Source organism: Shewanella sp. FeAMO, from assembly GCF_053653955.1.
In genome coordinates this window covers 848,332-868,002 of sequence record NZ_CM132201.1, presented here as the reverse complement: position 1 = coordinate 868,002, position 19,671 = coordinate 848,332, and the positions used below count along the sequence as shown (strand labels likewise).

General features: G+C 46.6%; 15 protein-coding genes, 1 tRNA gene and 1 pseudogene. 9 read left to right on the top strand and 8 right to left on the bottom strand.

Translation table 11 applies throughout. The features are described 5' to 3' along the window. Nucleotides 1-254: 254 nt before the first annotated feature. Nucleotides 255-1,628: a MocR-like pyridoxine biosynthesis transcription factor PdxR gene (gene pdxR / locus ACWAU4_RS03920; protein ID WP_208125523.1), complete on the bottom strand. Its 1,374-nt coding sequence runs from the start codon at nt 1,626-1,628 to the stop codon at nt 255-257. Nucleotides 1,629-1,722: 94 nt separating this feature from the next. Between pdxR and ACWAU4_RS03915 the strand changes: the two genes are divergently transcribed. The 5 genes from ACWAU4_RS03915 to ACWAU4_RS03895 all read left to right on the top strand — a co-directional run bounded on the left by ACWAU4_RS03915 (nt 1,723) and on the right by ACWAU4_RS03895 (nt 6,383). After that, nucleotides 1,723-2,340, top strand: a complete 618-nt coding sequence (locus ACWAU4_RS03915) for an FMN-dependent NADH-azoreductase (protein WP_208125522.1) — start codon at nt 1,723-1,725, stop codon at nt 2,338-2,340. A gap of 153 nt (nt 2,341-2,493) precedes the next feature. After that, on the top strand, nt 2,494-2,925 hold the full coding sequence (locus ACWAU4_RS03910; protein ID WP_101059232.1) for a GNAT family N-acetyltransferase: 432 nt from the start codon (nt 2,494-2,496) through the stop codon (nt 2,923-2,925). Between the two features lie 100 nt (nt 2,926-3,025). Beyond that, on the top strand, nt 3,026-4,003 hold the full coding sequence (locus tag ACWAU4_RS03905; RefSeq protein ID WP_101059233.1) for a hypothetical protein: 978 nt from the start codon (nt 3,026-3,028) through the stop codon (nt 4,001-4,003). Between the two features lie 274 nt (nt 4,004-4,277). Further along, nucleotides 4,278-5,438, top strand: a complete 1,161-nt coding sequence (gene ampC, locus ACWAU4_RS03900) for a class C beta-lactamase (protein ID WP_208125521.1) — start codon at nt 4,278-4,280, stop codon at nt 5,436-5,438. A gap of 297 nt (nt 5,439-5,735) precedes the next feature. Next, entirely contained in the window at nt 5,736-6,383 is a 648-nt protein-coding gene (locus tag ACWAU4_RS03895; protein ID WP_071237134.1) for a CatB-related O-acetyltransferase, read from the top strand. Nucleotides 6,384-6,547: 164 nt separating this feature from the next. On the opposite strand, the gene ACWAU4_RS03890 is transcribed toward ACWAU4_RS03895, so the two are convergent. Next, nucleotides 6,548-8,569: a protein-disulfide reductase DsbD family protein gene (locus tag ACWAU4_RS03890; protein WP_243756821.1), complete on the bottom strand. Its 2,022-nt coding sequence runs from the start codon at nt 8,567-8,569 to the stop codon at nt 6,548-6,550. 87 nt (nt 8,570-8,656) lie between these two features. After that, nucleotides 8,657-9,730: a redoxin domain-containing protein gene (locus ACWAU4_RS03885; RefSeq protein ID WP_208125519.1), complete on the bottom strand. Its 1,074-nt coding sequence runs from the start codon at nt 9,728-9,730 to the stop codon at nt 8,657-8,659. Between the two features lie 254 nt (nt 9,731-9,984). Here ACWAU4_RS03885 and ACWAU4_RS03880 point away from each other — a divergent pair, with 254 nt between their 5' ends. Both ACWAU4_RS03880 and ACWAU4_RS03875 read left to right on the top strand, forming a co-directional pair. Continuing rightward, on the top strand, nt 9,985-10,803 hold the full coding sequence (locus ACWAU4_RS03880) for a helix-turn-helix domain-containing protein (RefSeq protein ID WP_317058534.1): 819 nt from the start codon (nt 9,985-9,987) through the stop codon (nt 10,801-10,803). Between the two features lie 911 nt (nt 10,804-11,714). Next, nucleotides 11,715-12,069 (top strand): annotated as a pseudogene (locus ACWAU4_RS03875) (transposase); the annotation flags it as partial. Nucleotides 12,070-12,416: 347 nt separating this feature from the next. Here ACWAU4_RS03875 and ACWAU4_RS03870 read toward each other — a convergent pair. Beyond that, a tRNA-Leu gene (locus tag ACWAU4_RS03870) sits at nt 12,417-12,503 on the bottom strand. Between the two features lie 130 nt (nt 12,504-12,633). After that, nucleotides 12,634-14,223, bottom strand: coding sequence for a bacteriohemerythrin (locus ACWAU4_RS03865; RefSeq protein ID WP_208125517.1), 1,590 nt, complete (start codon nt 14,221-14,223; stop codon nt 12,634-12,636). Nucleotides 14,224-14,494: 271 nt separating this feature from the next. Between ACWAU4_RS03865 and ACWAU4_RS03860 the strand changes: the two genes are divergently transcribed. Continuing rightward, nucleotides 14,495-14,623, top strand: a complete 129-nt coding sequence (locus tag ACWAU4_RS03860; protein WP_071237139.1) for a DUF3149 domain-containing protein — start codon at nt 14,495-14,497, stop codon at nt 14,621-14,623. A gap of 85 nt (nt 14,624-14,708) precedes the next feature. On the opposite strand, the gene ACWAU4_RS03855 is transcribed toward ACWAU4_RS03860, so the two are convergent. Beyond that, nucleotides 14,709-15,320, bottom strand: coding sequence for a superinfection exclusion B family protein (locus ACWAU4_RS03855; protein WP_028780504.1), 612 nt, complete (start codon nt 15,318-15,320; stop codon nt 14,709-14,711). 167 nt (nt 15,321-15,487) lie between these two features. Here ACWAU4_RS03855 and ACWAU4_RS03850 point away from each other — a divergent pair, with 167 nt between their 5' ends. Continuing rightward, the gene (locus tag ACWAU4_RS03850) at nt 15,488-17,119 is read left to right on the top strand and encodes a sensor histidine kinase (protein WP_208126092.1); all 1,632 of its coding nucleotides are present in this window, start codon (nt 15,488-15,490) and stop codon (nt 17,117-17,119) included. Between the two features lies 1 nt (nt 17,120). Here ACWAU4_RS03850 and pepT read toward each other — a convergent pair whose 3' ends face one another. Both pepT and tcdA read right to left on the bottom strand, forming a co-directional pair. Next, nucleotides 17,121-18,350: a peptidase T gene (gene pepT / locus ACWAU4_RS03845; protein WP_208126091.1), complete on the bottom strand. Its 1,230-nt coding sequence runs from the start codon at nt 18,348-18,350 to the stop codon at nt 17,121-17,123. Between the two features lie 86 nt (nt 18,351-18,436). Beyond that, nucleotides 18,437-19,270: a tRNA cyclic N6-threonylcarbamoyladenosine(37) synthase TcdA gene (tcdA, locus tag ACWAU4_RS03840; RefSeq protein WP_037436925.1), complete on the bottom strand. Its 834-nt coding sequence runs from the start codon at nt 19,268-19,270 to the stop codon at nt 18,437-18,439. Between the last annotated feature and the right edge of the window lie 401 nt (nt 19,271-19,671).

Genomic DNA, 19,671 nt, shown 5'->3' with positions numbered 1-19,671 from the left:
TTATTCATCATATTGACGCTCATTATGGGATTAAGCTATTGCGACTTAATCTGGCGCATATGAAGTCATTTATTCGAAGATGCATCACATAACTGCACAGTTTTGTATTTGATGATGGGACTATTAGTATGCAGAATGTAAGTTATCCATCTTACTTTTATTAAATATTAGACAGCTTTATCAAAAAGGATAATTTTACTTTTCAACAAGATGTGTCAATGCAAGTCGCAAATGACACCCTTAACAATACAAAGTCATAAAGCCTGAAGGACATCCTTTATTTTCACAACAAGCTTATTACATTCATCTTCATTCTCAATATTGGCATAGCTAATTATAATCCCTTGTTTCTTTTCACTTGTTGACCATGAAGATAACGGTTCAACATGAAGACCTTTTTTTAAGAGATACTTTGATAGTTCTACATCTGTACACTTATTTAAACTTAACAATAATGTAATGTTCATACCACCATCCGGGTGAATAACACTCACTTCGTTCAAAATGGACTTTAAAACTTTTAAAGTAAACATCCTGCGCACTCTATACACCTCCTTCATACGCTGAATATGACGGTAAAAATGTCCTTCAATCATAAACAATGTTACTGCTCTCTGTGTAAATTCAGATACATTATTTGAATGCAAATCAGCAATATTGAGAAAAGTTTCCACTTTATATTCAGGCACAACAAAATATGCCAGCCTCAAACTGGGACAAAGGACCTTGCTAAACGTCCCCATATAAATAACCCTATTATTGACATCAAGGCTTTTCAGTGCAGGATTATTATGTTGTCCATTACAAAAGTCTCCATCATAATCATCCTCAATAATCCATGCTTCATTTCTTGTGGCCCACTTTAACAAGTCCTTTCGACGCCGCAATGACAAGGCAATGCATGTTGGACTCTGATGTGCAGGTGTTACAATTACAGCAGAAAAACTCCCATCGGGAGGGATGATTAACCCTTCCATATCAAGCTCTGTTGGTTTGGGAACCAACCCGTTACTTCTCAACAATTTTCTTGTTAACGGATACCCTGGGTCCTCAATGACAACCTTCGAGTTATTCCTTAATAGAGCTTGCACTATCCAATTTATAGAATTTATATAACCTGTAGTTATAAATATTTGATGAGGTTTACACTGGATACCTTTTGACATCTGCAAATATCTAGCAATAGCTATTCTTAGATCCAATATTCCCTGAGGATTTTTTTGATAAAGATCAATAACCTTGGTCTCTCTTGCACATTTTGCTATAGTTTTAGACCATACTTTGCGAGGGAAGCAATCCATGGCGGGAATACCTAGCTTGAACGGGATTTCGCAATCAAACTTACTTTGAGATAGAGATTGAAGGGGGGAGTATTGATGGACTTCTACATCTATAGTATGCAAATTTGCACTGACTTTTGTACCAGATTTTCCATTGGATTCAATGTATCCTTCGGATTTTAGCCGTGAGTACCCTTCCTCAACCGTCCCCCTCGAAACACCCATATCAACAGCTAAAGCTCGACTTGATGGAATTCTATCTCCCGAACTTAATGTCCCTGTTAAGATCGCTTCTTTTATGCGCTGATAAACTTGTTCATATGCAAACTGCTTAGTTCCGCTTTTCATATCTTGGACTATATTTTATAGTGAAATATGGTCCTTTGATTAGAGCACATAGCTAGCTATTATGTCTACACTAATAGTGTTAGACGTAAACGCAATGAGAATTTTATTAATTAATGCTAGCCCTAGGCAGCGGCTTGCTAGCTCTTATCTAATCGCTGAACAGCTGATAAATGAAGTTTTTTGTGCTTCATCGATTATTGATGAATTGGATGTAACCTCTCTACCACCAATTGATATTGATTATGCAATGGCTCTCTGCTCACAAGGACTCGTGACTGATGAATTAAAAGGAAGCTTAGCTCTTTCTAATAGCCTTATATCCTCCTTGACATTGGCTGATATAGTAATAGTGACTTCTCCTATACATAACTTTTCGTTACCGTCTGGATTAAAATGTTGGATAGATCATGTTGTAAGAGTTGGACGGACATTTGAAGTATCAAAAGAACGTAAGATAGGAACCTTAAAGAGTAAGCCAGTTTACATTATTGCTTCTGCTGGAGGTTACTTTAAAGGAGATCAAGCATATCAACCTGACTTCTTTACTCCTTATCTAAGAGAAATTTTTTCTGTAATTGGTTTAAATGATGTCTACGTTTTCATACTCGAAGGTTCTGCCAGGAAAGCAGATGCACTAGCTAAAAAGATGGATTATATAACTGAAGAAATTCGTTCACATCTAAAAAAGCATTATAGTAGCATTTTGTTATAGGAGATTTCCTGATCTAAAGATAACTATGAGAATGTCAAGAAGTTGAATTTGATTACAATCATCGTCACTCAAACTTCTTCTTTATGTTAAATTCTATCAATCCTATATAAAAGTATGGGTACGGCTTATTTTTCATAATTATAAGGAGTAGATATGGATAGCTTATCATTTAAGCACATGGAAAGTTTAGAAGAAATAAAGAGTTGTTTCATCATAATGAAACAGCTTCGTTCCCATTTGATTGATGCTGAGACATTTGGTTTGCAGATATTACATCAACGTGAGTCAAGTTACCATTTGCTCGCAGCATATAAAAATGAAGATATTGTTGGCCTAGCTGGATATCGCTATTTGGAAAACCTCCTTTATGGTAGGTTTTTATATGTCGACGATCTAATCGTGTCGAGTGATGCTCGTAACTTAGGTCTGGGAGAAAAGATTATCAGTTTTTTGCGTGAAGAAGCTCAATCCATGTCATGTGCTCATCTAGTATTAGATACTGGAATGGGGAATGCGCTTGCTCAACGATTTTATTTTAGAAATGATTTTCTCCCAAAAGGAATTCACTTCTCTCAAGAAATTTAAAGCAGTACAATCTCATAGCATTAGAGTTTTTGAGTGCTATACATCCCAGTTTAGATAAACTTAAAGAGAACAACATCTACACCAATTCACTGGAGAATATATGCGTTCACTTCCACTTCCTATATACACACTCATATTACTCATTTTCCTTTACCCTTGGTTTCTTAAAGGATTTTATCTAGGTAACGTCGGAGAACTCAATAAAAGCGTATCATTACTAGCGCTAGCCATGGCGTTTGGTACTCCTATTTATGCAATGTATCTTTCCATCCGCCTGAGACAAACACCCGCGGCTGACGATACCGAAAGATCACATCGCCACTTTGTCCTTCTTGGTGTCATTGTCCCATCCCTGTTCACCCTTATCGGGGTCATCCTATACATGCTTGGAATGGGGATGATGGCGGAATTATTTGTCTATTACACTTTTTGGGCCATTGCGGCATTTATATTCCTAAAATCTGACACCAGAGACTTATCCGCAGTTAAGACAGTTCCAGCAAGCTTAAGAGTTGCACATGGCATAAGCTCTCTGATACTCGTTGTTTTTATTGCCGCTCACCTTACCAATCATCTTGCTGCAAACTGGGGCGGAACAACTCATATTCAAGTGATGGAAACCCTTAGACTGTACTATCGAGAGCCGCTGGTTGAAGTACTTCTGATAGGTACCTTCTTATTCCAAATCGTGTCAGGCCTTATTCTATTATCCAAACATGCTGATAAGGCCAGTGACGGCTATAGAACCATACAGCTGGCTACCGGCCTGTTAGTGATGGTGTTCTTTACTTCACACATTACAGCCGTTATTGGCTTAGGCAGAAGCTTTGCGTCTGTAGATACGAATTGGGATTGGCTGGTTTATGCCCCAGGATTGTTAAAAGATCCATGGAATGTTCGACTGGTTGTTCACTATGGTCTGGGTGTATTTGCATTGTTAGTACATTTACTTTTAGGACTAAGAGTTGTAATGACAGCACATAAAGGTGAAAAACTTGCCAATAGAATGTTCTGGGTATGCATGATTACACCATTTATTATTACATTTTTTATCATGAAACCACTGGTTACAGCATAGTAACGTGATAACAATATAGAGCATCCATCCAAGGAAGGCTCAAGTAAGTCCTCTTGGAACTCTAGCTTATACAGCAATTGGCGCTCAAGGTATTTGACTGAAGGCATGCCGGGGCCTATCAAAGCCGGATAACACAGAAAGCCAATTGCTGTAAAGCGACGCAGAGCACGCATGGGACTTGTTTGCACCTTTCCTAACGAAGCTTATATAGTATTTAAAAGAAAATTAAGCTATCCACATAGTTTCAACGACCACTGATTAGAAAGGAAATAAAATGATAAATAGAGTGACAAAACTTCTGGCTATGGTACTCGGATTCTCCGTTCATTTTGCTATGGCAGAAACACCTGCTGCAAATATCCAGTCGATAACGGATGAAGTAGACCAACAAGCCGATATGTTGATGGAAAAGTACCATATCCCCGGCATGGCTATCGCCATTAGTATTGGTGGAGAACAGCATTTTTATCACTATGGCATGGCCGATGTGAATGCCGGCATTAAGGTATCTCAGCACACCTTATTTGAATTGGGCTCTATCAGCAAAACCTTTACCGCCATATTGGGTAGCTATGCACAAAACCTTGGAGCATTTAGCCTGGAAGATAATGCAGCCAAGTATGTGAAAGTATGGGAAGGGACTCCGATTGGTAATACCAAACTTATCAATCTCGCCACTTATACAGCGGGAGGGTTGCCGCTGCAGTTTCCCAATGAAGTCACCACCAATGATGGGATGCTGGCTTACTACAAGGCCTGGCAACCTGAATTTGCCGCCGGAACTCATAGACTGTATTCAAACCCCAGCATAGGTTTGTATGGCTATCTTGCTGCGCTGAGCATGAAACGTGAGTTTTCTGAGTTGATGGAGCAAACTGTCTTGCCTCAGTTGGCAATGAACAACACCTTCGTCAAGGTACCCGATAACAGAGTGGCGCAATATGCCTTTGGTTATAATGCAAAAAATGAGCCCGTACGAGTGTCTCCAGGCATGCTCGATGCCGAGGCTTATGGCGTCAAATCCACCAGTGTCGATATGCTGCATTACCTCGAGGCCAACATGGGACTCAAGCCTTTGTCACCTCAAATAGCTGCAGCCATCAAAGAGACTCACAAGGGCTATTATGATACAGCCAGCTTCACCCAGGCATTGGGCTGGGAGATATACGAATATCCACTGACCTTGAGTAAATTACTTGAAGGAAACTCAAGAGAAATGGCATCGCAACCAACAAAAGTGAAGGCCAGCGACGATATCGTTGAAAAAACGGGGGAAGTCTGGATAAACAAAACCGGCTCCACCGGCGGTTTTGGTGCTTATGTAGCTTTTATTCCGGCCAAAAAGCTGGCCATAGTGATGTTGGCAAATAAGAGTTATCCCATTAGCGCACGGGTTGAGGCTGCCTATAAAATACTTGCAGCAGCACAGGAATGATGAGCATTTTAATATTTCCACACAGAGAAGGTTCGTATCTCATGCCGGCGGCTATGAAGCGTAAAAATTATTAATTTCCAAGCTGGCATTTGCTTGCGCATGCAACAAAAAGCCAAAGATACGCCATTAAATTCAACATAAGACAGTATTAACCATTGAATAAATATTGTTATTACAAATCCAGAATCGACATTAAAAAATATATGGCTTGTTAGATACAAATGTAACTCCAAGGTAAATGGAGATTTGAAATCAGCGGGCTTTCATTCAGTTAAACAGAATTCCAGAGTATCTATTATGAGTAACAAACATTGGTCAAAAGTGACCTTACTGCATGAAGCGGTCACCAACCCCAACATCACTATCAAGGGTAAACACAGTTATTACAGTGACTGCTGGGACTCGGGCTTTGAACAATCCGTCGTACGATATCTTCAAGGGGATGAGATCAGCCGCGATTGGGAGTTGGCATGGACAATCGATAAACTCCATATCGGTGACTATGTTTGCATCGCCCCGGAAGTGGTTATCTTGATGGGTGGAAACAGCACTCATAGAGCCGATTGGTTTTGCTTATACCCATTTATGGACTTTATCGAAGATGCCTATGTCGGCAAAGGTGATACGCATATTCATGATGGGGTATGGCTGGGCATGAGATCCATGATCATGCCTGGGGTCACCATTGGCGAAGGTGCCATTGTTGCCGCAAACAGTGTTGTCACTCACGACGTTGAGCCGTACAGCTTTGTGGCTGGCTCGCCTGCCAAAACGGTGAAATATCGCTTTGATAAAGCCATTATTGAAGAACTTCTGGCTCTAAAGATTTATGACTGGCCCGAAGACAAGTTCAATCACCTTAAAAAATATCTTTGCGCAAATGATATTGACGCCCTGAAGCAAGCCAGTGCTCTTTACGATAACGACATTCTGGAAGCTGATTAAGCGGTTATCTCAAGTTGCCGACTGAAGCTTGCCTAGTGGCTCAGCAAGCCATACTGAAGCCCCGGATTCGTTCTATCTCAGTCAGGGTATTCGAGTTATCGCCAGCTCGGCGCTTATGTTTGAGCTGGCGACTTTGCCAAGAGGCAGACGGCTATGACTTACCGTCACAAATTTGTTGCCCTTCCTGCGGCTTTTTCAATCAGCATTGAGGAAGTTAACACTTGCGGCAATACTTGCGGCTGCAGGTTCCCTCTTTGATACCAAAGATATAATGGCACACCAGAGCGTTGATGTTTGGCCAGAAAGCCAGTGATCTCTGGGTCACCATTTGTCCAGTCCCCCAACATCACCGCCGTATTGGCACGGGAAAAAGCCGCTTGGGTTTCCTGCCGCTCAATGGCTGTCTTCTCATTCACTTTACAGGTTAAACACCAGTCGGCACTGAAATAGACAAAGACATCCTGATCTTTTACCAAGGCCGAGAGAGTTTCTTCATCGAACGCCATGGTGCTCTCTGCATCTGTGACAGTTGCCTTGGTGCCACTTCCGGGAGCAACTGTTGTCAGGGAGCCACCGCTAATGACTAACACCAAAACCAGTGGCCACCAAGGGTTTTGACGCCCGGCCTGTTGGAACAATCCAGTAAGCCATAGTCCCAAACTCAGTAACAACACCAACAGCAACGCAGTAAACACATATTGGCTGTCAGACTGTTGCATCAATACCCAAACCAATCCCAGAGCCGTTAAGAACATGGGCACAGCAAAAAAACGTTTTGCCGTCACCATCCAGGCACCGGGTCTGGGCATACGTTGACGCAATGCCGGAATAAACCCCACCAGTAAAAAGGGCAAAGCCATGCCCAACCCCAATCCGGCAAACACCATCAACCCTATGCTCGTCGGCAACACCAGGGCGGCACCCAGCGCGGTGGCCATAAAGGGCCCGGTACAAGGGGTTGCCACGAATGCAGCCAGCACTCCGGTCCAGAAATCTCCCACCGCCCCTGGCTTATGCTGCAACCGCCCCCCCGAACTCAGGGTACCCAGTTCAAACAAACCGGCCAAATTCAGCCCTATGGCCATCATCAACAGAATAAGCGCTACTATGATTTCCGGTCGCTGCAATTGAAACGCCCAGCCCACTTGATGGCCAAACTCCCGCAACATTAAGATGAAGGCACCGAGGAGAAGGCACGCCAGCACAGCACCAAGGGTGTAAGCCACAGCCCCGGTTCTGGCCACACGCTCATCACTCAAATTGGCAAGACTCAGCACTTTCAAACTCAGAATGGGAAATACGCAGGGCATCAAATTCAGCAAGAATCCGCCCAGTACCGCCCCGAGTACGGCAATCAGAGAGGTGACAAGCAAATTGCCGGGTTGCTCGGGCGGCAAACTCACCTGGGTTGGAAACACCAAGTCGCCCTCCGGTTGCCGGACAGCCTTGATTCTGATTGCCAGCGTCTCATTCAAGGAAAGCACCCCGTAAAAGTCGCTGACATTGCCCTCAGTGGCAACGGTTTGCATAAAGAGGCGATCGCCCTTTCGAACAAAGGATTGTGATGCCGTGTTGGATAGCACCCCGTTCACTTCAGGGTAAAAGTGCGGCTCCTTGGCCAGAGTGATAGATTCAGGTAACGGCAGCGACAATACAAACTGATCCTTGTGAACAGTAAAATCTGCCGACGCCGCGGCAGGCCTTGGTATCAACCGTCGCCATGTATTAAAGGTCTCAAGATATTTCTTGGGCGCTCCCTTTTCCCCTACTATGAACCGGGTTTGTAATCGCTGCTGCTCGGGCACGCACAACTTGGGACTGCACACCAGATAGCGAATATCCACGGTGAGGGTGATAGGTGTGCCCGCCGCAATATCATCAGCAATAACCAATGGTGCCAATAAGGCATAGTCGCCGTGATAGATGTAATTCATCAGGTCACTTGCCAGCAACTGCTCGGGAGCGGGATATTGCAGCTCGCCAACCGTTACCCCTTCAGGCAGGTGCCATTGCAGCTGCAGCGGGAACCCGGCGTCCCCAGGGTTTAACCAGTAGCCATGCCAGCCCGCCTGGGGAGACATACGTATTGCCAAGGTGGTTTCGGTTCCGGCCGCTGGCATGCGGGACTCAAGTAAAAGTGATGCCGCTATCTTTTGGCCTTCATCTTCATAGGCTTGCGCTGACATTGCAGAACACACCATGAGCAGGCAAGCAGTGATAATTTGCATCCATAACGAGGTGATTTTCATAGTATGTTCTGCGCTCCAACCGCTTTACTTACCACTGATTAACAGCTGGAGGCGTTCGGCAAAGTCAGGTGCCTGACGGCTAACCTTTTCAGTGACTTGGCCGCTCTCATCGATAAAGACTATGGTCGGCAACTGGGTAACACCGAATTGCCCAAACAGGTTGCCTTCCTCATCGAAAACAATTGGCAAACGAGTTTGATAATTGGTTTGGTACTCGACCAAATCTGTCCGGGATGACCAGAGGTTAGTGGAAATATGCAACCATTGAGACTTGCCATTGGAGGCGGACTGCTCAACCATTTGCCGCACCAATCGACACGATTTGGCGGTATCCGGCTCTGATTCAGCCAGGTACCACTCACACCAGGGGGCAAAGAACACTAGCCCGGTAGCTTTACCCTGCCGGGTTGTGGACGGCAACGGGTAGCCAATGTTGGCAATCGACTTCAATCTCAAAGAGGCAAGCTTATCGCCAACTTCGTAGCCTGAAGCTTTTTCGGCAACAGTGCCGCTGAGCGGCGCCTTGTTTTCACCTTTGTCTGCGATAACCGCTTCCAACGCCTGATGAAACGCCTCATCATCCTGATGCCCCACATACGCAATACGGCCACTCCTATCAACCAAAAAGTGCTGCGGGGTTACCCTTAGCTTAAACGCCCTGGCCAGAGTGCCATCGTCTATGGTCACCGGCATGTTCAAACCGGCCTGTTTCACAAAAGTCCCGACGGAATTGATGTCATCACTGATACCGGTATTCACGGCGATCACTTGCAACTTCTCACCGTACTGCTGATAAATTTTTTCAAACCCCGGCATTTGCTGGCGACATGGAACACACCAAGTTGCCCAAAACTTGATGTATACAGGCTTGCTGCCATACAGCTGTTGTAGATTGAGCGTTTCTCCGGTCAGAGTGGTCAGCACTCGCTGCGGCGCCGGTGTGCCAATGAGTTCGCTACCGGCGAGTTTGGCCCTTCTTTCCCCTTCGGAGGCAAAATCATCCTCCGCCAAGGCCTGCCCTCCAAACACAATAGACAGAAGCTGGGTTAAAAGACCCACAATCAATAACTTGGATAGCTTAGGGGGTAAATGCGTCATGCTGTATTCCCATATCAGGTAATGGCTAAATGAAGGCCGTGAGGACCAAGGAGGTTTACCTGACTGAGATACAAAGTCACCTTGAATTGGTTACGCAATGAAATGCCAGGTATCACGGCTGCTGGAATATTAGCTAATGATGGGAAATGCGAATTGTAGATTTTCGACATTTCATTAAGATGCAGTGAGGGTTACCGTGTTTTTGCCCAGCCGAGCTTTGATATACCCGCCCCCAGTTGATAGAGCACAGTAATATGTCGACATTGCCACATCTTGGTTTTCAGCGTTATCAGCCCTGTGCTCTACTGCGGCCTTATATCAGTTGTTACTGGCAGATTTTTAGACCAGCCGGTCCTGAATCACTATCGACAGAATTTATGCATCCCGAAGGAGGCACAGGCATCATCTTCAATTTTGGCGCCCCGATGCACTTTGATGGCTTGCTGCATAAATCGCTGTGCCTGGTGACGGGGCCCACAAGGCAAAGTACCAGATTGGAGTTGTCAGGTCAGGTAGATGCTTTGGGGATCCGCTTCTGGCCTGGCAGCGGACGCGCATTTTTAAAATCCCCCCTTTCGGAAATCTTGGGGCAAACCCTGACACCGGCCGACCTGTCTTTGGCGCTGCTCAGCGATGAACTGGCGCAGCGCCTGGCCTTACTGGCAACAGCGCCGGAACGCATTGCGCTTCTGGAAACCAGGCTGATGCAATATCTGGCAGGTCATGAATCATTGGCCAAGGCAATGGAGCCGAGGATGAAATATGCACTGCACTGGATAACGGCCCAAAACGGCCAGGGAGAGATCCGCAACTTATTGACCAAGATAGATATCAGCCAACGCCAACTCGAACGTTTGTTCCAGCAAAACTTAGGCATGTCTCCCAAGAATTACAGTATCTTGCAGCGCACAGCCTTCGCCCGGGAACTACTCAAGCAGGAAACAGATAAGTCTCTTACAGAGATAGGCTATCACGCCGGCTTTTATGACCAAGCCCATTTCATTCGAGAATTCAAACAGGTGATAGGCATTACCCCTGGAAGTTATAGAAGCAAGGCCCTACAGGGGCGATAGCACTGAAACCACCACATTTTGATAGCACTAATGAACTCAAGACTGTACATCTCCATCGATAAGATTTCCCTGTTTATATGTTAATATTCCAGTCGACGTCCTGAAATGGTGTTTCAGGAGTACCGTCAGGCTGGATATGCGGGTGTGACTCTTCAAAGTCGAGCTGTCGCCAAAATGCAAAAAATTGTTCAAAAGACTATGAAGGAAGTACTTTTTGTTTTTTATCATACTATTATCATGTCTATTCTTTAAAGAGTCCGGCATCAACACTTATGCAGTTTCGCAAGATCTTGTCAAAATTAACAATGAATTAATCGATTCAAACAAAGTGAATGGCGATATATTTTTTGATATAAGAAACTCATCTGAACCTTACATAAGGAGTTTAATGAAAAAACACAGCATTAAACGAATTACTTTTAGTAAAATTAACCAAAGGATATCTATACGGTATTCTTTTGGCGGATGGGCGAGTTGGTTAATGCCCTATCGTTATTACTTATTTAACTCCGACGGATACACTGAAGAGTATCAAGTTAAGTCTGTTAGACAATCAGTGAAAGATGAAACCGAAGAGTTTTATCATTTCTGCCAAAAGTTAGAATATGAAAACTGGTTCTATTGTGAATCTCAATCGTAGAAAGCATACATTAATGATATTTTTACAAAAAACTAAGTCAGTTCACCCCTTTACTTACTCCTCGAATTAATGGTGCATACAAAAACTCCATCAGTCGGCGGGTACCCGTTTTAACCTCTACCATGACTGACATGCCAGGCTTTAACTTAACCCACTTGCCATCAACATTAATTTCATAAGTCACCAATGATGCTTTAAGGGGAAACAATAGACTAAGCTGTTCGTGCTCTATCGCGTCGGCTGAAATATCAGTTATAACACCATAGGGGTATCGAACGAAGGACGCAATCATACAGCACAACAAAGTTACCGTATTGGCAGTAAAGAGCCTTGGTTACTGGCAACCAACTTACCTATGGAGGTTTTCTCTTCAACCCAGGTGGTCAAGCTTTATGCCAGACGGATGCAAGGAGAAGAAATCTTTCGCGACCTCAAACGACATGGACTCAGACAAAACTGCAACCATTGTCCAAACCGTTATGATGTGTTGCTGTTGATAGGCTTTAATGTATCGCTCTGGCTTGATAAGGAGGCGCGACAACGTCCGGAATACTCAATCACATTTCCGCAGGCCCTAGGGTGAATTTCTTAAACGGGTTAACACTTTTGGGAGACCCGAATTATGAGGGGATCCTCCAGCGTCAGATTAACAGGCTAGTTGACCAATAAAATGCCAGCATAGTGAAGTGAGAAAGCCTACTAATGTGAGCGTTTGGTTGTGGGAAATTAAAGCAGAACTATGGGGTCAAGGTTGTGGGCCGGATGATATAACCACCTGAAAACAAAAAACGACCCAAGGCAGGTTTCTGTTATCTCTATGAGAGATGGTAGCAGAGGTCGGAGCGACGGAGCTGGCCTTCCAGCCGATGCGCGCGTGGCGCAATGACCGACTCAGACCTGACTCGGGGCTGAATCTGACCTGAAAACAAAAAAACCGACTCATGGTCGGTTTATGTTCTCTCTTAGAGAGATATGGTACCAGAGGTCGGACTCGAACCGACACGCTTTTAAGGGCGGGGGATTTTGAATCCCCTGTGTCTACCAATTTCACCACTCTGGCACATATAGATTGTTTCGCGACGAAGTCTCATCGGCGAGTGAACGGCATTATACCTGTGCTCACTTCAATGGCAAGCGCTTTACGAGCCTGTTTGCCAAAATCCTGATCGGTTGGACAAAATTCAGTCTGACTACTGGGCTCCGCGGGCAATTAGGAAGCTTGTGTACTCCTTGTCACTGCCCTGAATATGGTTGATAAGCCAGGATTTGAGGAAGGCCATCAATTCATCGGCAACATCTTCACCACTGGCCACTCGTTTCTGGAAATCCAGTACCTTAGCCACTAATTGCTGGTGCTTAAGCTTGTGCTGCTCGGTCTGCGGATAACCGAAACGGGCAAACAACTCCTCTTCATAGGCGAAATGATTGGCGGTGTAATCCACCAGGCCCTGTACTATGCGTTTAATCGCTTCCAGGCCATAAGCTTCTTCCAAGGTGCGGTGCAGTTCATTGATCAGGGATACCAGACGTTGGTGCTGACGATTGATCTCTTCCATGCCGAGATCCAACTGCGGCCCCCACTCAACAAAGCGATGGCGTTTCTCCAACTGTTCCATCGCCCGTTTGTCGACATGGAAGCGCCCAAGCAGGGAACTGATCTCCTGCGACATATTGAATACCTTCAGGCTGGAGAGGTTGGTACTGTGGGTCTCTTTGGCATTCTCCACCGCCACTTGTGCCATTGATGAGATATTGCTGCTGATCTCTTCGGCAACTGCCTGCTGTTGTTCCGAAGCTGCCGCTATTTGATGCGACATATCTGTAATGCTTTCAATCTGAGCCACAATTTGCCCCAATGCTTGCTGCGCCTGGTGAGCCATAGCATGGGTGGCACTGGCCTGCTCGACACTGGTGGTCATCACTTTCACGCCTTCATCGGCGCCCTGTTGCAATTGCAATATCTGTTGTTGGATCTCAACTGTAGCCGCAGACGTCCGCTGTGCCAGGCTACGGACTTCATCGGCAACCACAGCAAAACCTCGGCCATGCTCGCCGGCGCGGGCACTCTCGATAGCGGCGTTGAGCGCCAGCAGATTGGTTTGCTCTGCCACTTGGGAAATGGTGTCTATGATGGTACTTATGTTGTTGCTGTCTTCCGCCAGGCGGGCAATAACTTGCTGAGTTTGCCCAACCTGAGCCGACATATCATCTATCTGCCGCACCACCTGCCTGACAGTTTGGTCGCCACTGCGGGCCGCCTGCCTGGCTTCTTCTGCGGCATTGGCGGCACTGGCAGCATTGCGGCTGACTTCCTGCACAGTAGAAACCATCTGGGTCATGGCGGTCGCTGCCAATTCCGCTTGTTTTTCCTGCTCCTCCACTCCGATATGGGCGGCATCGCTGATGGACTTGATATCCATGGCCACACTCTTCATCGCATCTGCGGTATTGACCAAAGACAGAATGGTGCGGCCAACGTCCTCTCCCATACGGTTGATACCGTGGACCACAGAATGGAACATGCCGGCATCCTGTTCCGACAACTGATAGCTGAGATCGCCTTCTCCCAGATGACGGGCGGCATTTTCCAGGCGCTTGAGATTGGACAGCTGTCTGGCACCGAGCCAAGCCAGCACTATCAAGGCGGCCAATAGAGAAGCAAAGGCGAGATAACTGGCGCCGTGTAACAGGCTCCACAGGGGGTAAAGCAACAAGAACAACAGCGGATAAAACTGCCACTGGTTTAATATCAGTTTTAAAAGACCTCGGGATGTTTGCATCGCACGCTCCTTGCCAATGAACAATCGCAGGCCAAGCCACCCTACTCCTTTAGTGTAGTAATTAATATTAGCCTTTGATCCTATTCCCTTTAGGGAACACTTACGTTGCTCCTTAGCCGGCTAATTTAAGCAAAACATGATAAAGCTCATGTTTTAACAAGCTGATTTACCCGATTAACAACTCTGACAACATTTGTTGATCGAGATCAGCTCCGGCCGAAGCAAATTTGGTTAGTTTAGCTTTGACTTTACAAGAAAGAGGACTTCAGTGATGGCATTCTGGTTAGATCTAATGTTCGGAAACCCCATAGGTTTACTGTCGATGATAGTTATCTTCAGTACTATCGGGATCATCTCCTACATTATGTGGATGTTTATTGTAAAGTCAGCAAAGCCTTAGCTTTGATTTCCATGTTCTTTTAAATGCAATGACGTTTTTGAGTATTGCTTGGGCAGCCCTGTGGCTGCCCTCTTTTTTGCTGCCTTCAAGCAGCGTGTTTCCGCACTTGGGCAATACCATTGATAAATTGCGGTCTTGCCTTGATAAGATGCTGCAGCTCTTCCTGGCTGGGCTCACCGGATGGTAAACGCAATACTTTGCGGTTCAGATGCTTACGGGCAGCCATGGCTATCTTGTACTCGGCGGTGGGGCCTTGAATGGCGTAATGGCGTTCATTTCCCAGGCTCTCGAGTATGTGAGCCTTGAGCAGTGCCTGCACCGGCGTTTCATTTTGCGGTAGAGTCAAAACACTGGCTCCCTGCAGGAAGAACTCCCTTAACAGGGCCCGCTCGGCGGGATCCAGCAACCTGACTTTCTCTTCAATCATTTCGTTGATCCGGCGCTCACTCAAACGGCTTATCGCTTCATCCAACAAAAGATTGACGGCCAGCGCACCAATATAGGCCAAGGCCAGCAGCAGTGTCAGGCCGATATAATGGGCATTGGCTTCTACCCAGGATTCCAAATGCAACAGGGCCAGCAAGGACTTTGGCATAAACAGCAGCAATGTGGTTATCAGCAGCACCCACAGTGTCAGTTGCAATGCAGCGGCCTTGAACTTGCCCTCTTTCAATACCTCAAGTTTCAGTCTCTTCATGGCTCTATCCAGCGTCAGAAAATTGTTCCAACCGCTAATCAAGCAAAACCAGTGCCAGGATTGCTCAGTGAACTTTGCCATCAGCGGCAACAAAAAATGCCGCGAAAGTCAGATGCGAAGCTATGCTTAAAGCTATCCACAGCAAGCACTTAAGATAGTTGAAATTAATGCCCGGTTTTATGCAGCAGCTCATCAGTAGTCCCATCGGCCGCAGGCTGACTCTGGCTATTATCTTGTTCAGCTCACTGATCACTCTGGTGACCACAGGTTTGCAGTTGGTTTCCGATTACAAGGGTGACATTGGCCGAATCAACGATGAGTTTGCCAATATTGAAAAAGCCAACCTGGATGTACTGGCGGCAAGTATCTGGGTAATAGATGAAAGGCTTATCAAGACCCAACTCAACGGTCTCAACCAACTGCCGGATACCAGCTATGTGGTCATAGAAGATGACAGTGGTAAAGAATGGACCGCCGGCGAGTACAGAGACCAAGGTGTAATAGAGAAGCGCTTTCCGCTGGTGCACAAGACCAGCAGCCAGAATTTCAATGTCGGTGAGCTGAGAGTTCAAGCCGATCTCTCCAAAATCTACGACAGATTGGTGAACAAGGCCTTACTGATACTACTGGCCAATGGTATCAAGACCTTTCTGGTGGCCGGTTTCATTCTCTATCTGGTTTGGGCCACCATTACCCGGCACCTGTTGCAACTGAGTGAGTACTGCTCACAGCTCGATTTGGAGCAGGATTATCAACCACTGCAGTTTAAGCGCCGGGACAAACAGGATGAATTTACCCAGGTTGCCCTGGCCATCAATTTGATGCAGCAACAGCTGCGCGCCTCTTTCACCCAGTTGAACCGCTCCCGCTACGAACTGCAAGAAGCTCTGAGTGACAGGGAAAGACTGTTGGAACTGGAACGCAGTTATAAAGATGAGCTGGCAAGGCAGGTCAAAGAACAAACCAAAGAACTTGAACAGTCGCTGTTGGTGTTGGAACGGGCTCAACAGGTGATGGTCGAACAGCAGAAAATGGCCGCGCTCGGCGGTCTGGTATCCGGCATCGCCCATGAGATAAACACCCCGATAGGTATCTGCCTCACCGCTGCCAGCAGTCAGCTGCAGCATATCAATGAATTGGTTGAGCTGTTGCAAAACGATGGCGCTACGCTGGAAGAGCTCAATGCCATTCTCAACGAGTATCAACAGAGCTGTGAACTGATCATCAGTAATATTACCCGCGCCAGTAACCTGATCCAGAAGTTCAAGGCGATTGCTGCCGAGCAAGGCAATGACGTGCACGAACAGATGCTGCTACCCCAGGTATTGCAGGAATTTGCCGATGCTGTAGCGCTATCTTTCAAGCAATTACAGGTAGATGTGGAGATCCAGGTCGAAGCCGATCTTTGGCTTACCAGCAGCCACAGCCTGCTGAAGCAGATAGTGACCAACATACTTTCCAACGCTTATGCTCACGCCTTTGAGGGTGATACCGGCCATCAGATCAGCATCAGCGCACAACAGCAGGGTCAAGAACTACAGCTGGATATCGAAGACAATGGCAAGGGAATCGCCCCCGAGATTGCCGGCCAGATCTTTGAGCCCTTCTTTACCACCAGCAGACGAACCGGCGCCACCGGGCTTGGATTGGCGGCGGCCTTCAATGCCGTCACACTACTGAAGGGCAATATCACCCTTCTCAATGACTCCAGCCTCGGCGGCGCACACTTTCGGGTTCGCTTCCCGGCTGTGATAGAGTCCCGCCCCGCCGATGACGACAGAGTGGAACTCTTTATTTAGATTACTCGGCGTATCTTTGAGTGGTTAACCTGGCGATATTGATGATCACCTCTACCGCCTTTTCCATTGACTCAAGACAAACATACTCATGTTTGCCATGGAAATTGTGGCCACCGGCAAAGATGTTGGGGCAAGGCAGCCCCTTCCAGGACAGTTGCGCACCGTCAGTGCCGCCGCGGATAGGTTTGATATCCGGTGTGATGCCGGCCATCTCCATCGCCTGACAGGCAATATCTGTCACATGAGGCACAGGCAAGATGCAGTCCTTCATATTGTAATAACTGTCGCTGATGCTAATCTCCAGGCTACCGGCCTGCAGCTCGGCATTACATTTGGTCACAGATTCCTGCAGCCAGGCCTTGCGCTGCTCAAACTGAGCCCTATCAAAGTCCCTTATCAGGTACACCAACCTGGCTTCTTCTGTTTGGCCTTCCATGGATAACAGATGGAAAAAGCCCTGATAACCTTCGCTGGTCTCGGGTGCATCATTGAGTGGCATTCTGGCGTGAAATCTGGCAGCCATGGTCAAGGCATTGACCATCACCCCATAGGCACTGCCTGGATGACAATTATTGCCTTTGGCGGTGATCACCGCAGTGGCGGCATTGAAGTTTTCATATTGAAGTTCGCCAACTGCGCCACCATCGACTGTATAGGCCCAATCGGCGCCGAAACGCTCGAGCTCCAAGCCATCAGTACCTCGCCCTATCTCCTCATCGGGCGTAAAACAGAGGTTGATCTCTCCATGGGGAATTTCAGGGTGTTGCAATAGATAGTGCAGCGCCGTGATGATTTCGGCTATGCCTGCCTTATCATCGGCGCCCAATAGCGTAGTGCCATCGGCAGTGATCAATGTTTTATTGAGGTAGTTCAGCAAAGAAGGAAACTGCTCAGGACTAAGCGCTTCCCCCTGCTCCAGTTCAATGATCTGCCCTTGGTAGTCATCTATCACCCGAGGTTTTACCCCGGCGCCGGAGTAATCTGCCGCCGTATCCATATGAGCCAAAAAGCCGATTGCCGGCACCTTGGCAGTATTCGCCGCTAATTTGGCATAAAGGCAGCATGATTCACTGAGGAAGACATCATCAAATCCCAACTCGAGCAGTTCTTGCTGTAACTGCCTGGCAAAGGCCACCTGACCTTGGGAACTGGGAATAAACTGGGAGTTCGGATCGGCTTGTGTATCCTGTTTGACATACCGCAGGAAACGATTGAGCAGCGCTTGTCGCATAAGCTGAATATCTGTAGCGAAAAAGTGTCTGGATTCTAACAATCCAGACACCTGCTGCATTAGACTCAGATCATGTTTTGTGCTGTTTATTCAGGCTTGGGATTATTGGCTTCCTGCGCCAAGCGCGCCAACACCCGGCTGGCTGCCACAAAGCCAAAGCTGCCGGTCACCATGGTCACGGCACCAAATCCCGAGGAGCAATCCATTCTCATGCTGCCTTCGACACCAACCTTGGTGGAACAGACACTGCCATCCGTCTGGGGATACTTGAGGTGTTCACTGGAAAACACGGCATCAACGGCAAACCGCCGCTGTGGATTCTTGCTGAAACCATACTCTTTACGCAGCAAGTTGCGTACCTTGGCCAGCAATGGATCCTGAAAAGTCTTGGCCAGATCCGTTTGCTGGATCTGGGTTGGATCTGTCTGACCGCCGGCACCGCCAATAGTCACCAACTTAATCTTATTGCGTTTGCACCAGGCGATTAAGGCCGCCTTGGGCTTTACCGCATCTATGCAGTCCACCACAAAGTCTATGCCCTTGTCCTGTGCCAGATACTGACTCAGATTATCTGCTGCAATAAAGTCTTCTATTTCATCCACCCGGCATAGAGGATTAATCGCCTTAATCCGCTGCGCCATCACGGCGACCTTGGACTCGCCTATGGTGTCTGCCAAAGCATGGATCTGACGGTTGGTATTGGTCACACACACATCGTCTAGGTCCATCAGGCTGATGTGCCCTATTCCACTGCGGGCCAAAGCCTCTGCAACCCAAGTGCCGACGCCACCTATACCTATCACCATTACATGAGCCTTGGAAAAGGCTGCCAGTGCAGCAACACCATATAAACGGGCAATGCCGCCAAAGCGCTGTTGATAGGCTTCGGACTCCAGTAGTTCTGTGTCTGTATCTTGCATAACTTGGTTCCCAATTATCTTCGGCGGCATTTTAGCCGAATACCCGGCTATCCCCAAGCCGAGTAAGAGAGAGTGTATATCCCGGGTATGTTTTGCTTGGGCTTATGGATATAAACGGCTTAGTAAATACAGAGCTTCTTTTAGGGATAGATAGGGCATCATGGAGTGAACCGAGACAGCTAGTTGGCTATATAAGGCAGAGTTTGCCACCGGCCGGCTTGGGTGCCTAAATGAGAACCAGAGCACATAAATATCATTTTTATGATGAAAAATTTCACTTTTATTAAAACTTCATCTATCACTAATTTACAATTTGATCTATTAAAAATAACCAGCTGATACAGTCCTTCATACTGCAAAGTTATCTTTTTATAGCGAAAAGATGATTATGCTGATTTTGT